The following is a 14,553-nucleotide window of genomic DNA, read 5'->3' as shown; positions in this document are numbered from 1 at the left end:
CGCGCGCATCACATACCTCGGTACAGAACCTTCGAGGTGCCCTTTCCTCGCTGGTCAGTCGCGATTTTAACCTCTTCCGGGGGCACGACCCGCCGATAAGGGTGAGGGAAGTCTCCCCGGCACCCTTCCGGAGGCGGGCCGCCCCCCGGCCCGGCTCAGCCGCGCCGCGCCTCCGCCATGCGCTGCTCGGCGATCCGGTCGGCCGCCGCGGCCGGCGGAATCCCGTCTTCCTTCGCACGTGCGAAGATCGCGAGCGTGGTGTCGAAGATCTTCGTCGCCTTCGCCTTGCACCGGTCGAAGTCGAAGCCGTGCAGCTCGTCCGCGACCTGGATCACGCCGCCGGCGTTGACCACGTAGTCGGGCGCGTAGAGGATCCCGCGCTCCTCCAGGTCCTTCTCGACGCCGAGGTGGGCGAGCTGGTTGTTGGCCGCGCCGCAGACGATCTTCGCGGTGAGGACCGGCACGGTGTCGTCGTTCAGGGCGCCGCCGAGCGCGCAGGGCGCGTAGACGTCCAGGCCCTCGACGCGGATCAGCGCGTCGGTGTCGGCGACCACCTTCACCTGCGGGTGCCGGTCGGTGATCCGGCGCACCGACTCCTCGCGCACGTCGGTGACGTACACCTCGGCGCCGTCCTCCAGGAGGTGCTCGACGAGGTAGTGGCCGACCTTGCCGACGCCCGCGACGCCGACCTTGCGGCCGCGCAGCGTGGGGTCGCCCCACAGGGTCTGCGCGGAGGCGCGCATGCCCTGGAAGACGCCGAAGGCGGTGAGCACGGAGGAGTCGCCGGCGCCGCCGTTCTCGGGGGAGCGGCCGGTGGTCCACGCGTTCTCGCGGGCGACGACGTCCATGTCGGCGACGTAGGTGCCGACGTCGCAGGCCGTGACGTACCGGCCGCCGAGGGAGGCGACGAAGCGCCCGTAGGCGAGGAGGAGCTCCTCCGTCTTGATCTGCTCCGGGTCGCCGATGATGACGGCCTTGCCGCCGCCGTGGTCGAGACCGGCCAGGGCGTTCTTGTACGACATGCCGCGCGCCAGGTTGAGCGCGTCGGCGATCGCCTCGGCCTCGGTGGCGTACGGGTAGAAGCGGGTGCCGCCGAGGGCCGGGCCCAGGGCGGTGTCGTGGAGGGCGATGACGGCCTTGAGGCCGGTCGCGCGGTCCTGGCAGAGCACGACTTGCTCGTGGCCACCCTGTTCCGAACGGAAGAGGGTGTGCAGCACGTCTGCGGGATCGACAGGAACGCCGGTCACATCGGTCACGGTGGTGACTCCCAAGTACGAAGCGGCGGTTTTCGGCCCTCCCTGCGGGTGGGGGAGGGACCGGTTCGGCAAGAGGGTAAGCGCTACCTGGGCGTAGATCAGCCTCAGTGCGCAGGATCACCCCCTCGGGGAGTACCTCCGTGGAAGGATCGCGACATGTCGGTCGCCTCCTCGGTCCTCGTCCCCTACGCGTCCTACCTGCGGGTGTACGAGCCGCTGGCCGCGTTCCCCGAGCCGGAGCGGTCCCACTGGGCCCGGTACGCGCGGCGGCCCCGCACCCCCGGGGCGCAGGAGGAGCTGCGCCGGTCGCTCGCGGACCTGCTGCCGACGCCCCCGGTGCCGGTGCCGGTCCACGAGAGCGGCGAGGCCTTCGTCGCCCGTCTGGACGGGGCGGTGGTGATCTGCCCGTGGCGGACCCGGCTGCGCGGCTGGCTGGCCCTGGAGGAGCTGGTGGCGGAGGGGTACCCGGGGCCGGTGCTCGACGCGATGCTGCCGCCGGTGGTGCGCGCCCAGGTGGCGGCGGACCACGAGCGCTGGCTGGCGCGGAACCCGGACGCGCGCCCGTGGATCCGTACGGCGGTGTGGCAGGTGCCGGTGCGCTGGTTCTCGCTCTTCGGCGACGAGGACCGGCAGTACGAGCCGGGCGTCCCGAAGGAGGGGGAGGAGGCGGGCCGGGCGCCGGTGCTGCGGTACAGGACGACGATGGCCCAGGCGCGGCGCCGGCTCGCCCGGGCCCTGCGGGCGCTGCGGGAGTCGATCGACGAAGGCCCCATGACGGAGGGTCTGATCGAGCTGGGGCGCTGGCTGGAGGAGTTTCATCCGCGCGCCCTGGTGGAGCTGGACTTCGGCGGCCTGGTGCACGCGGTGCCGGAGGAGTGGCTGGCGGAGGAGCGGTCGGCGGCCCGGCTGGCGGAGGGGCTCGCCGCGCTGCGGGCGGGGGACGGCGAGGCGGCGAGCGAGGCGTACGGGCGGCTCGCGGAGCGCTGGCGGGCGATCAGGGACCTGCGGTTCGCGAACTGACGCGCTCTTGCGGGGAGCCCTCTTGAAGGGAGCCGGCCGTCGACGGGAGGGGGCCGGCCGTCGGCAGCGTGCGTCCTGCCGTCGGCAGCTTGCGTGCGGTCGTCGCCAATCGGCAATCGTGGCCGGTCCGGAGCGGTCCGGGCGTCGAGAACCGGTAACCGTGGCCGGAAGCCTCCGTGTGCGAACTGACATCAGTCGGGCATCTTCGTCAGGTCGGTATCGACAAGACATGTCCGACCGGTGTAAATGATCTTCGAGGCCTCTGGAGCCGACGGCTCCGGGGTTCCTCCGCGCCCCCTCTCCGATCCACGGGTCCTTCGGCTCCCGTCCGGCGGGGGACGTTGGTCCCGATCCGGGCCTTTGGCTCAAGCGTGACGGACAGCACTTAACGCACCCTTGCGCCGATCACCCATCCTCGTGCCAAAATAGGACAAGGAGTCCGGGGAGGGTTCCTTCCGCCCAACTTTGGGCGGAACGCTCAGCATTGCACTCTATGGGGGGTCTGAGGACTCCTGATCGCCCTGTGACTGATCGTCACAGACGCGTGACTGTCCGTTATGGCATGGTCCATCGACTTCCGCCGCTGATGAACACCTGCGAGGGCAATTCCATCGGTTTGGCCGACGTGGCTGGACGGATGGTGTAGTTGTAGTGCCGAGGACAAGCCGTTCGTCCTATAACCGACTCGGCCCGCTTCTGCCATTTCGGGCAACGCGGGTCAAGGTGCAGAATTTAGAGGAAAGAACCGAGATTGGTTCGGTTCTCCCGAGGAGGCCGCTCATGACCGCTCGCACCCCTGATGCCGAGCCGCTGCTGACCCCTGCCGAGGTCGCCACGATGTTCCGTGTGGACCCGAAGACGGTGACCCGTTGGGCCAAGGCGGGCAAGCTCACGTCCATCCGCACCCTGGGTGGGCACCGCCGGTACCGCGAGGCCGAGGTCCGCGCGCTGCTGGCGGGCATTCCGCAGCAGCGCAGCGAGGCCTGAGGTCGCGTGACACCCCGCAGTACCCCGTAACACCGGGCCCTGTCGGATCCCCCAATCCGTCGGCCCACCCCTAGCTCTGCCGGCGAACACCTGCCCCAACAGGTCTTCGTCACATGATCGCGCTGGACTCCGCCGGGTCCAGCGCGATTTTTTGTGTCCCGTCCCGGCCGGTGGACGGTGGTGCAATTGCACCGATTAAATCGGACCGGTGTAGGGAGGGTGTAAGTGAAAGGGTTTCTGAAACTCTTTCAGTGACACCCGTCACACGCGCGAACCCTTGCCAAGGTCAAGCCTGCCACTCCGGGGAGGGTGTCCGACCCGCCGTCGGTCACGGATCGCCGGGACCTTCGTCCTCCGCCGCCGATGCCTGTTCCTCGGCCTCGGAGGCCTCCGGGACCTCCATGGCGAGCCTCAGGAGACGGTGGCAGACCACGCAGTGGCGCGTGAGGTGCCCGTACCGCGACGCGGCCGCCAGATGGGCGCGCAGCAGTGCTCGTGTGTCGTGCCGTGCTGCGGACGCCGCGGCCATGCGCGACCACCTCCAGTCGGGCCCCCGATTCCCTGAAGTCCGGAGTACCGGCGGGCACGGGCCCCCGTCAAGACATGGGGACACAACGAAGGCCCGCATCTCACGATGCGGGCCTTCGAATTCGAGGCGATCCTGACGGGACTTGAACCCGCGACCTCCACCTTGACAGGGTGGCGAGCTAACCAACTGCTCCACAGGACCTTGCTCGCAACCCTCGTTCAAGCGGCTGCGAGAGAGACTGTACAGCAGGTCAGCGGGTCCGGTCGAACTCACCGACCGCGAGGCCCCGGCTACCGGTCCGCGCAGGTCCGGCATGGGGTTCCCCACCGGCCCGAGCGGGTCCGGCGGCGGGTTCCCGACCGGTCCGCGCGGGTCCGGTTACGGGACCATCGCGTCGATCGCCTTCACGATTCGCTTGTCCGAGACCGGGTGCGCTGTCCCCAGGGCGTGCGCGAAGTAGCTCACCCGCAGTTCCTCGATCATCCAGCGGATGTCGGTGACCTCGGCCGGCACCGGCCGCCCCTTCGGGAGCTGTTCGAGCAGCCAGGCGTACTCGTCCTGCATCTCCTGGACCTTCTCCATCCGGGTGGTGTCCCGCTGGACCCCGGTGGGCATCTGCTGGAGCCGCCGGTCCACCGCCACCAGGTAGCGCATCAGGTCCGGGAGCCGCTTCAGACCCGTACGGGTGACGAAGCCGGCCGGCATCAGCCAGTTGAGCTGCGCCCGCACGTCCTGGAGGTTCGGAAGGAGCGCCGGGCTGCTCGTGGACTTCAGGCGCCGCTCGCAGGCCTGCCAGGCCGCCAGGATCTGCTGGACCTGGCCCACCGTCCGCACCGTCGTGTCCACCAGGTCCGCGCGGACCTTGTCGTACAGCTTCCGGAAGGACTCCTCGTCCCAGGCCGGGCCGCCGTGGTCCGCGATCAGCTTGTCGGCGGCGGCGGTCGCGCAGTCGTCGAAGAGGGCCTGGATCGAACCGTGCGGGTTCGAGGACAGGGCCAGCTTCTGCTGGTTGGTCAGCTTGTCCGAGGCGAACTTCGCCGGGTTCACCGGGATGTTCAGCATGATCAGCTTCCGGGTGCCCCGCCACATCGCGAGCGCCTGCTCGGCCTCCGTGTCGAAGAGCCGCACGGCCACGCTGTCGCCCTCGTCCACGAGCGCCGGGTACGCCTTGACCGGCTGGCCCGCCCGTCTGGTCTCGAAGACCTTCGTGAGCGTGCCGATCGTCCAGTCCTTCAGACCCGAGCGCTCCAGGGAGGGCCCTGAGCCGTCCGGGCCGCCCGTGGCCGCCGCGGCGGCCTTGGAGAGGGCCTGGCGGGCCTTCGGGCGCAGCGTGAGCCGCAGCGTCTCCAGGTCCTTGGCCTCGGCCAGCTTCCGGCGCCGCTCGTCGACGATCCGGAAGGTCACCTTGAGGTGCTCGGGCACCTTCGCCCAGTCGAAGTCCTCGGCCGTCAGCGGCACTCCGACCATCCGCTGGAGCTCGCGCGCCAGCGCCGTCGTCAGCGGCTCCTGCACGGGCACGACCGCGTCGAGGAAGCGGCCCGCGAAGTTGGGCGCCGGGACGTAGTGACGGCGGATCGGCTTCGGCAGGGAGCGGATCAGCTCCGTGACGACCTCGGCCCGCAGGCCCGGGATCTGCCACTCGAAGCCCTCGTCCGTCACCTGGTTGAGCACCTGGAGCGGTATGTGGACGGTCACGCCGTCCGCGTCCGCGCCGGGCTCGAACTGGTACGTCACCCGGAACTTGAGCGGGCCCTGCCGCCACGAGTCCGGGTAGTCGTCCTTGGTGACCGCCCCCGCCTTCTCGTTGATGAGCATCTCGCGCTCGAAGTCGAGGAACTCCGGCTCCTCGTGGCGCTTGTGCTTCCACCAGGAGTCGAAGTGCGCGCCGGAGACGACGTGCTCGGGGACCCGCTTGTCGTAGAAGTCGAAGAGCGTCTCGTCGTCGACGAGGATGTCCCGGCGCCGGGCCCGGTGTTCCAGCTCCTCGACCTCGGTGAGCAGCTTGCGGTTGTCGGCGAAGAACTTGTGGTGGGTGCGCCAGTCGCCCTCGACCAGCGCGTTCCGGATGAACAGGTCCCGGGAGACCTCCGGGTCGATCCGCCCGTAGTTCACCTTGCGGTCGGCGACGATCGGGACGCCGTACAGCGTCACCTTCTCGAACGCCATCACGGCCGCCTGGTCCTTCTCCCAGTGCGGCTCGCTGTACGTCTTCTTCACCAGGTGCTGGGCGAGCGGCTCGATCCACTCCGGCTCGATCCGGGCGTTCACCCGGGCCCAGAGGCGCGAGGTCTCCACCAGCTCGGCGGACATGACGAAGCGCGGGGGCTTCTTGAAGAGCGCGGAGCCGGGGAAGATCGCGAACTTGGCGCTGCGGGCGCCGAGGTAGTCGTTCTTCGCTGTGTTCTTCCCGCCCTCCCCCCCGGCGTTCTTCACGTCCTTGAGACCGATGTGGGAGAGCAGACCGGCCAGCAGGGACACGTGCACGGACTGCTCCGGCGCGTCCTCCTCGTTGAGGTGGATCCCCATCTGCTTCGCGACCGTCCGCAGCTGGGCGTAGATGTCCTGCCACTCGCGGATCCGCAGGAAGTTCAGGTACTCCTGCTTGCACATCCGGCGGAAGGAGCTGGAACCCCGCTCCTTCTGCTGCTCGCGCACGTACCGCCACAGGTTCAGGTACGCGAGGAAGTCGCTCGTCTCGTCCTTGAACCGGGCGTGCTGCTGGTCGGCCTGCGCCTGCTTCTCCGCCGGCCGCTCGCGCGGGTCCTGGATGGAGAGCGCCGCCGCGATCACCATGACCTCGCGGACGCAGCCGTTCCGGTCCGCCTCCAGGACCATCCGGGCGAGCCGGGGGTCCACGGGCAGCTGGGACAGCTTCCGGCCCTGCGGGGTGAGCCGCTTCTTCGGGTCCTTCTCGGCCGGGTCGATCGCGCCCAGCTCCTGGAGGAGCTGCACGCCGTCCCGGATGTTGCGGTGGTCCGGCGGGTCGATGAAGGGGAACTTCTCGATGTCGCCGAGGCCGGCGGCGGTCATCTGGAGGATGACGGAGGCCAGGTTCGTCCGGAGGATCTCGGCGTCCGTGAACTCGGGACGGGACAGGAAGTCGTCCTCCGAGTACAGCCGGACGCAGATGCCGTCGGACGTACGGCCGCAGCGGCCCTTGCGCTGGTTGGCGCTGGCCTGGCTGACGGGCTCGATCGGCAGCCGCTGCACCTTCGTCCGGTGCGAGTACCGCGAGATGCGGGCGGTGCCCGGGTCGATCACGTACTTGATGCCGGGGACGGTCAGGGACGTCTCGGCGACGTTGGTGGCGAGGACGATCCGGCGGCCGGGATGGGCCTGGAAGACGCGGTGCTGCTCGGCGTGCGACAGGCGCGCGTAGAGGGGGAGGACCTCGGTGTTGCGTAGGTTCCGCTTGAGGAGGGCGTCCGCCGTGTCGCGGATCTCGCGCTCGCCGGAGAGGAAGACCAGGATGTCGCCGGGGCCCTCGCCCTGGAGCTCGTCGACGGCGTCGCAGATCGCGGTGATCTGGTCCCGGTCGGACTCCTCGGAGTCCTCTTCGAGGAGCGGCCGGTAGCGCACCTCGACGGGGTACGTACGGCCGCTGACCTCGACGATCGGGGCGTCGCCGAAGTGGCGGGAGAAGCGCTCCGGGTCGATGGTCGCGGAGGTGATCACGACCTTGAGGTCGGGGCGCTTCGGGAGCAGCTGGGCCAGGTAGCCGAGCAGGAAGTCGATGTTGAGGGACCGCTCGTGGGCCTCGTCGATGATGATCGTGTCGTACGCACGCAGCTCGCGGTCCGTCTGGATCTCCGCGAGCAGGATGCCGTCCGTCATCAGCTTCACGAAGGTCGCGTCGGGGTTCACCTGGTCGGTGAAGCGGACCTTCCAGCCGACGGCCTCCCCGAGGGGGGTCTTCAGCTCCTCGGCGACCCGCTCGGCGACCGTGCGGGCGGCGATCCGGCGGGGCTGGGTGTGCCCGATCATGCCCCGGACGCCCCGGCCCAGCTCCATGCAGATCTTCGGGATCTGGGTGGTCTTTCCGGAGCCCGTCTCACCGGCGACGATCACGACCTGGTGGTCGCGTATCGCCTCCAGGATCTCGTCCTTCTTCTGCGAGACGGGGAGCTGTTCGGGATAGGTGACGGCGGGCACGCGCGCGGCGCGCGCGTCGACGCGTTCCTTGGCCTTGGCCGCCTCTGCGGCGATCTCGTCCAGGACGGCCGCGCGGGCCTCGGGCTTGCGGATGCGGCGGGCGCCTTCGAGACGGCGGCCGAGCCGGTGGGAGTCCCGCAGCGAGACCCCGGCCAGGACGGACTGGAGGGCGGCGAAGGAAGTAGACATACGGAATCCAGGATCGCACCTGCGGACGAGAAGCGGCGAACCGATTTACGAGCGGCGCCCCCCGGGGCGTCCGTGCGGGGTGCGTACTATTTCGGGCACGCCGACCGAACCGGAGAGGTTTCGCATGTTCCGCACCACCCGCGCGCCGGCGGCGTTCGCCGCGCTCCTGGTGCTGGTGCTGGGGCTTCTGGTGGGGGGCGTCCAGGGAGAGCGGACCGTTTCCGCCGGTCCTGCCGTGGGTTCCGTGGTTTCTGCTCTTGCCGGGCCTGTGGCTTCCGGGGCCTCTGCGCCGGTGGCTCCCGTGGCTTCCGCTTCCGTCGGTTCCGTCGGTCCCGTGGCCTCCACTTCCGTCGGCCCTGCGGGTTCCGTGGCCCCCGCTTCCGCCGGTTCTCCGGGCTCCGCTCCGGGGGCCGGCGTGCCCGGCTGCGATCCGGGACGGTCCGTCGTCGCGGGCGCCGACGGTCCCGTCGTACCGCCGCGTACGCACGGCTTCGCGGAGCTGCTGCCCGCCCTCGCCGCCGACCGGGCGGCGGGCGGGGCCCGGTGCGCGGTCGCGGACGGCCCGGAACCGGCACCGGGACGGGAGCCGCCCGACCTCGTACCGCCGTCGCCGGTGGAGCTGTCGGTCCTGAGGGTGTAGACGGACGGCCCTCCTCCGCCGTCCTTGTCTTCCTCCCCCACTCCTCACTCCTCAGGAGCGCTTCCGCATGTCCGCATCCCCCTCCGCCAAGACCTCCGCCAAGACGTCTGCCAAGTCCAGGCCGGTCGTGATCGTCGCCGGGGTGGCGGCCGCCGCCGTGCTGCTCGGCGTCGTCTCGTACACCGCCACCAAGCCCGCGTCCCCCGGTGCCTCCGGTTCGTCCGCCGTCGCGGAGGTCTCCGCCGACCCGGCCGCCGGCGTCTACCCGGAGCTGGAGGCGTACGCGCGCCGCGACGCCTCCGACGGGCTCGCCCTGGGCCGGGCCGACGCGCCCGTGGTGCTCATCGAGTACGCCGACTTCAAGTGCGGCTACTGCGGGAAGTTCGCCCGGGACACCGAGCCGCTCCTGGTGGAGAAGTACGTGAAGGACGGGACCCTGCGCATCGAGTGGCGGAACTTCCCGATCTTCGGTGAGGAGTCCGAGGCCGTCGCCCGCGCCTCCTGGGCGGCCGGGCGGCAGGGCAGGTTCTGGGAGTTCCACAAGGCCGCCTACGCGGAGGGCGCCAAGGAGAAGGGCTTCGGGAAGGACCGGCTCGCCGCCCTCGCGAAGGAGGCGGGCGTCCCCAACGAGGCCCGGTTCGCGAAGGACTCCGAGGGGGCGGCGGCCCGCGCGGCCGTCGGCAGGGACCAGGAGCAGGGCTACTCGCTCGGCGCCACCTCCACCCCGTCCTTCCTCGTCAACGGGCGCCCGATCGCGGGCGCGCAGCCCCTGGAGACCTTCACGGAGGCGATCGAGGCGGCGGCCAAGACGGCGAAGACGACGAAGAAGCAGCCTGCGAAGCCCTCCGCGACCTCGTCCGGGGCCGGGCGGTGACCTCCGGAATCGGCTACTTCGCCGCCTTCCTCGGGGGGCTGCTCGCCCTGCTCAGCCCCTGCAGCGCCCTGCTCCTGCCGGCCTTCTTCGCGTACTCCATCGACACGCGCGCGAAGCTGGTCGCCAGGACCGGCATCCTCTACGCGGGCCTGGCGACCACCCTCGTCCCGCTCGGCGCGGCCGGCTCCTTCGCGGGCCGGTTCTTCTACGGCCACCGGGACCTGCTCGTCACGGTCGGCGGCTGGCTGATCATCGGACTCGGCGTGCTCCAGATCCTCGGCCTGGGCTTCGCCTCCCGCCGGATCGCGGAGGCGAGCGGCCGCATCAGGCCCACGTCGGCGGTCTCCGTCTACGCGCTCGGCCTGGTCTACGGCCTCGCGGGCTTCTGCGCGGGCCCGATCCTCGGCAGCGTCCTGACGGTGGCGGCGCTGAGCGGCAGCCCGGCGTACGGGGGGCTGCTCCTCGCGGTGTACGCGCTCGGGATGGCGGTGCCGCTGTTCCTCCTGGCGCTGCTCTGGGAGCGGTACGACCTGGGCCGGCGGCGCTGGCTGCGCGGGCGGCCCCTCCGGATCGGGCGCCTCACGCTCCACTCGACCTCGGTGCTCTCGGGCCTCTTCTTCGTCGCCCTGGGCGCGCTGTTCCTGGTCTTCGACGGGACGACCGCGCTGCCGGGCCCGCTGTCGGTCGACGACTCGTTCGCCGTGGAGGAGCGGGTGGCCGCGCTCGGCCGGGCGGTGCCGGACTGGGCCCTGCTCGTCGCGCTCGTGGCCGTGGCGGCGCCGCTCGCGCTGCGGGGCCGGCGGAGGAGCCGTACGGAGGAGCGCGAGGAGGCGTGACGCGTACGGGGGAGGGGCGCGGGCCCCTTCCCCGTACTGCCGTCGCTTTTCGGGGCTTCCCCGGTCCCGGACACGACGAAGGCCCCGTTCTTTCGAACGGGGCCTTCTGCTTGTGGCTGGGGCCGGGGTCGAACCGGCGACCTATCGCTTTTCAGGCGATCGCTCGTACCAACTGAGCTACCCAGCCACGAAGCTGTTTCCAGCTTCAGCGACTCTGACGGGACTTGAACCCGCGACCTCCACCTTGACAGGGTGGCGAGCTAACCAACTGCTCCACAGAGCCAAGCTTGTGCGCGATCACTAGTCTCGCACACGGTACTGCGTGCCCCCAACGGGATTCGAACCCGTGCTACCGCCTTGAAAGGGCGGCGTCCTGGGCCACTAGACGATGAGGGCTAGGGGCTCACCTGGGCGCTTCATCAGCGCGTCGGGGACGTGAGAAGCATATGGGATGTCGGCCGCTATCGCCAAAACGGTTCCCACCCGGGGGAGAATGGGCGGGTGCTGGAGATGACGCGCGAGGAGTTCGAGGAGCTCGTCGCCGAAGCCCTGGACCGGATCCCGCCGGAGTTGACGCGGCTGATGGACAACGTCGCCGTGTTCGTGGAGGACGAGCCGCCCTCCGACGATCCCGAGCTGCTCGGGCTCTACGAGGGGACGCCGCTGACCGAGCGGGGCGAGTGGTACGCAGGGGTCCTGCCGGACCGGATCACGATCTACCGGGGGCCGACGCTGCGGATGTGCGAGTCGCGCGAGGACGTGGTCGCGGAGACCGAGATCACGGTGGTGCACGAGATCGCCCACCACTTCGGCATCGACGACGAGCGGCTGCACGCGCTGGGCTACGGCTGACGGGTACAGGTACGGCTACGGCTGACGCGTACGGCCGGGGGGACGGTCTTCCGGCCTCCGGGGAGACGCGTACGGCCGGAGGGGCGCCTTCCGGGGAGGCGAGCGCGGCCGGAGGGGGCGGTCTTCCGGGTGGGGGAGCGGCCCCGCGAGTGGGGGCGTGGGCTCCGTTTCCCTTGGGTGGGGGCCCGTGTCCCTTGTGGGCGCAGGGGAGTTGGGCAGGGCGACGCGTTCCGTTCCTGCCTGTCGTGCCCTGGAGGTGCCCCCCGTGCGCCATTTGCCCACCCCGGTGAGATGGATCGCCACCGCGCTGACCGTCGCGGCCTGCGCCGGTCTGAGCGGCTGTATGAGTGTGAGCGACGACGGGGCGAAGCCGGGGCCCGGCGCGTCCGGCGGGAAGCGGGGCGTGGCGGCCGAGTCCGACGGTGGCGGGGGGCTTCCGGACGGCGGCGGCGGTTCCTGGGGCGGCCGGTCGGACGGTGGCGGGCCGGACGTGACCGGATCGGGCAAGGAGACGCCGGTGCCGAGCGGCTCGCCGTCCGGCAGCGCGCACCCCACGGAGGGCGCGGTTCCGCCGGGTGTCGGCCCGTCCGGCGGCACGGCGAAGCCGCAGCCGTCCGGCGGCCACGAGACGGCGGCCGGCGGTACGGGCAGCGGTGGCGGCGCCGGCGGAAGCGGGGACGGGAGCGCGGGCGGCGGGAACGGCGGGGCCGGCGGCGGGACCGGAGGGCCGGGCGGCGACGGGGGCACGCCCGCCCCGGAGCCGACGCCGCCCGTCGACCCCACGCCCGAGCCGCCGGCCCCGACCCCGGAGCCGACGCCCGAGCCGACCTCGGCCCCGACCGATCCGCCGGTGCCGGGCCCCGACGTCCAGCTGGGCGCCATGCGGGCCGCAGAGGCGGAGGAGGGCGTCGACGCGTCCCCTGAACCGGTGGCGTCCCCGCAGGTGGGACCGGTGTGACGGAGTCCGATTTGCCATAGGTGGGGGAGGGTGCGTATGGTGGTAGATCGTTTGATCCCATTGCCCGGCGCCGACACAGAAGAGCGCCGTGTGGCGCGTACTCTCCCTAGCCGTGGCTGGACCGCATTGAGGCGGTCGAATTGCGAAAACACGGAGTTGACGGGCGCGTGCCGAGACTCCGGAAGGTTTCGCATTTCGCATGTCCATTTTCAGTTCTGACCACGCCGTCATGCCCGAGAACGACGAGATCGTCGAGGCCGCGGAGGCCACCGAGACCGTCGCGATCGAGGCCGAGGCCCAGGCCCTGATCGAGGCCGACACCCTCGCCGAGGCCGAGGCCGAGCTCCAGGCCGACGACTCCGCCGAGGAGTCCGAGGAGCCCGCCGAGCCCACGATCACCTTCGCGGACCTCGGTCTGCCGGAGGGCGTCGTGCGCAAGCTCGCGCAGAACGGCGTGACCACCCCCTTCCCGATCCAGGCGGCGACCATCCCGGACGCCCTGGCCGGCAAGGACATCCTCGGCCGTGGCCGCACCGGCTCCGGCAAGACCCTCTCCTTCGGTCTGCCGCTCCTCGCCACCCTGGCGGGCGGCCACACCGACAAGAAGAAGCCCCGCGGCGTCATCCTCACCCCGACCCGTGAGCTCGCGATGCAGGTCGCGGACGCCCTCCAGCCCTACGGCGACGTGCTCGGCCTCAAGATGAAGGTCGTCTGCGGCGGTACGTCCATGGGCAACCAGATCTACGCCCTGGAGCGCGGCGTCGACATCCTCGTCGCCACCCCGGGCCGTCTCCGCGACATCATCAACCGCGGCGCCTGCTCCCTCGAGGCCGTCCAGATCGCCGTCCTCGACGAGGCCGACCAGATGGCCGACCTGGGCTTCCTGCCCGAGGTCACCGAGCTGCTCGACCAGGTCCCGACCGGTGGCCAGCGCCTCCTCTTCTCCGCCACCCTGGAGAACGAGATCGACAGCCTGGTCAAGCGCTACCTGGTGGACCCCGTCACGCACGAGGTCGACCCGTCCGCCGGCGCCGTCACCACGATGACCCACCACGTCCTCGTCGTGAAGCCGAAGGACAAGGCCCCGGTCACCGCCGCGATCGCCGCCCGCAAGGGCCGCACGATCATCTTCGTCCGCACCCAGCTCGGTGCCGACCGCATCGCCGAGCAGCTGCAGGACACCGGCGTCAAGGCCGACGCCCTGCACGGCGGCATGACGCAGGGCGCCCGTACGCGGGTCCTCGACGACTTCAAGAAGGGCTACGTCAACGCGCTCGTCGCGACCGACGTCGCCGCCCGAGGCATCCACGTCGACGGCATCGACCTGGTCCTGAACGTGGACCCGGCCGGCGACCACAAGGACTACCTGCACCGCTCGGGCCGCACCGCCCGTGCCGGCCGCTCCGGCGTCGTGGTCTCCCTGGCCCTGCCGCACCAGCGCCGCCAGATCTTCCGCCTGATGGAGGACGCGGGCGTCGACGCCTCGCGCCACATCGTCGGCGGGGCCGGCGCCTTCGACCCGGAGGTCGCCGAGATCACCGGCGCCCGTTCGCTGACCGAGGTCCAGGCCGACTCCGCGAACAACTCGGCCAAGCAGGCCGAGCGCGAGGTCGTCGACCTCACCAAGCAGCTGGAGCGCCTCCAGCGCCGCGCCGTCGAACTCCGCGAGGAGGCCGACCGCCTGGTGGCCCGCGCCGCCCGTGAGCGCGGCGAGGACCCGGAGGCGGCCGTGGCCGAGGTGACCGAGGCCGCCGAGGCCGAGGTCGCCGAGGCGGCCGTCGAGGCCGAGCGCGCCGCGCGTGCCGAGGAGCAGCAGCGCCGCGAGGAGCGTCCGTCCTTCCGCGACGAGCGCGGCAACTTCGAGCGCCGCGACCGCGGTGGCGACCGTGGCGGTGACCGCGGTGGGTTCCGTCGCGACGACCGCGGTGGTGACCGTGGCGGTTTTCGTCGCGACGACCGTCCGTCCGGTGGGTTCCGTCGTGACGACCGTCCGTCGGGCGGTTTCAACCGTGACGACCGTGGTGGCCGTTCCTTCGAGCGTCGTGACAACGACCGTCCGTCCGGCGGTTTCCGCCGTGACGACCGTCCCTCCGGCGGTTTCAACCGTGACGACCGTGGCGGCCGTTCCTTCGAGCGTCGTGACAACGACCGTCCGTCCGGTGGCTTCCGTCGTGACGACCGTCCGTCGGGCGGTTTCAACCGTGACGACCGTGGTGGCCGTTCCTTCGAGCGTCGTGACAACGACCGTCCGTCCGGCGGA

General features: G+C 71.1%; 11 protein-coding genes and 4 tRNA genes. 8 read left to right on the top strand and 7 right to left on the bottom strand.

Annotated features, from left to right (window positions below; all coding sequences use genetic code 11):
- Window positions 1-155: 155 nt before the first annotated feature.
- Entirely contained in the window at window positions 156-1,256 is a 1,101-nt protein-coding gene (locus tag AB0398_RS08240; protein ID WP_366373067.1) for a Glu/Leu/Phe/Val dehydrogenase dimerization domain-containing protein, read from the bottom strand.
- 156 nt (window positions 1,257-1,412) lie between these two features.
- Here AB0398_RS08240 and AB0398_RS08235 point away from each other — a divergent pair, with 156 nt between their 5' ends.
- Complete coding sequence (locus tag AB0398_RS08235; protein ID WP_366373066.1) at window positions 1,413-2,276, top strand: hypothetical protein; 864 nt, start codon at window positions 1,413-1,415, stop codon at window positions 2,274-2,276.
- A gap of 780 nt (window positions 2,277-3,056) precedes the next feature.
- Entirely contained in the window at window positions 3,057-3,263 is a 207-nt protein-coding gene (bldC, locus tag AB0398_RS08230; protein ID WP_003949541.1) for a developmental transcriptional regulator BldC, read from the top strand.
- 328 nt (window positions 3,264-3,591) lie between these two features.
- On the opposite strand, the gene AB0398_RS08225 is transcribed toward bldC, so the two are convergent.
- The 3 genes from AB0398_RS08225 to hrpA all read right to left on the bottom strand — a co-directional run bounded on the left by AB0398_RS08225 (window position 3,592) and on the right by hrpA (window position 8,133).
- Entirely contained in the window at window positions 3,592-3,792 is a 201-nt protein-coding gene (locus tag AB0398_RS08225; protein ID WP_366373065.1) for a DUF6274 family protein, read from the bottom strand.
- A gap of 127 nt (window positions 3,793-3,919) precedes the next feature.
- Window positions 3,920-3,993 (bottom strand) — tRNA-Asp (locus AB0398_RS08220).
- 177 nt (window positions 3,994-4,170) lie between these two features.
- Window positions 4,171-8,133 (bottom strand): ATP-dependent RNA helicase HrpA, encoded by a 3,963-nt coding sequence (gene hrpA, locus AB0398_RS08215; protein ID WP_366373064.1) that lies wholly within the window; start codon window positions 8,131-8,133, stop codon window positions 4,171-4,173.
- A 334-nt stretch (window positions 8,134-8,467) separates the two neighbouring features.
- Here hrpA and AB0398_RS08210 point away from each other — a divergent pair, with 334 nt between their 5' ends.
- The 3 genes from AB0398_RS08210 to AB0398_RS08200 all read left to right on the top strand — a co-directional run bounded on the left by AB0398_RS08210 (window position 8,468) and on the right by AB0398_RS08200 (window position 10,483).
- A complete protein-coding gene (locus AB0398_RS08210) occupies window positions 8,468-8,773 on the top strand; it encodes a hypothetical protein (RefSeq protein ID WP_366373063.1) in 306 nt (101 codons plus the stop codon).
- A gap of 67 nt (window positions 8,774-8,840) precedes the next feature.
- Complete coding sequence (locus AB0398_RS08205; RefSeq protein ID WP_366373062.1) at window positions 8,841-9,647, top strand: thioredoxin domain-containing protein; 807 nt, start codon at window positions 8,841-8,843, stop codon at window positions 9,645-9,647.
- Window positions 9,644-10,483, top strand: coding sequence for a cytochrome c biogenesis CcdA family protein (locus tag AB0398_RS08200; protein ID WP_366373061.1), 840 nt, complete (start codon window positions 9,644-9,646; stop codon window positions 10,481-10,483). The genes AB0398_RS08205 and AB0398_RS08200 overlap by 4 nt, the downstream gene beginning before the upstream one ends.
- 113 nt (window positions 10,484-10,596) lie before the next feature.
- On the opposite strand, the gene AB0398_RS08195 is transcribed toward AB0398_RS08200, so the two are convergent.
- The 3 genes from AB0398_RS08195 to AB0398_RS08185 all read right to left on the bottom strand — a co-directional run bounded on the left by AB0398_RS08195 (window position 10,597) and on the right by AB0398_RS08185 (window position 10,879).
- Window positions 10,597-10,670: transfer RNA gene (locus AB0398_RS08195), tRNA-Phe, on the bottom strand.
- Between the two features lie 22 nt (window positions 10,671-10,692).
- A tRNA-Asp gene (locus AB0398_RS08190) sits at window positions 10,693-10,766 on the bottom strand.
- Between the two features lie 40 nt (window positions 10,767-10,806).
- Window positions 10,807-10,879 (bottom strand) — tRNA-Glu (locus AB0398_RS08185).
- Between the two features lie 105 nt (window positions 10,880-10,984).
- Here AB0398_RS08185 and AB0398_RS08180 point away from each other — a divergent pair.
- The 3 genes from AB0398_RS08180 to AB0398_RS08170 form a co-directional block, all read left to right on the top strand.
- Complete coding sequence (locus AB0398_RS08180; RefSeq protein ID WP_053648331.1) at window positions 10,985-11,335, top strand: metallopeptidase family protein; 351 nt, start codon at window positions 10,985-10,987, stop codon at window positions 11,333-11,335.
- Window positions 11,336-11,600: 265 nt separating this feature from the next.
- Window positions 11,601-12,293, top strand: coding sequence for a hypothetical protein (locus tag AB0398_RS08175; RefSeq protein WP_366373060.1), 693 nt, complete (start codon window positions 11,601-11,603; stop codon window positions 12,291-12,293).
- Window positions 12,294-12,492: 199 nt separating this feature from the next.
- A partial coding sequence (locus tag AB0398_RS08170; protein WP_366373059.1) for a DEAD/DEAH box helicase occupies window positions 12,493-14,553 on the top strand: 2,061 nt, incomplete at its 3' end.

Origin of the sequence: Streptomyces sp. NPDC086147, from assembly GCF_040702165.1 — a bacterium.
Lineage (GTDB): Bacteria > Actinomycetota > Actinomycetes > Streptomycetales > Streptomycetaceae > Streptomyces.
Note: the sequence above shows the minus strand (reverse complement) of the source record. Positions and strands in the feature narration are given on the sequence as shown.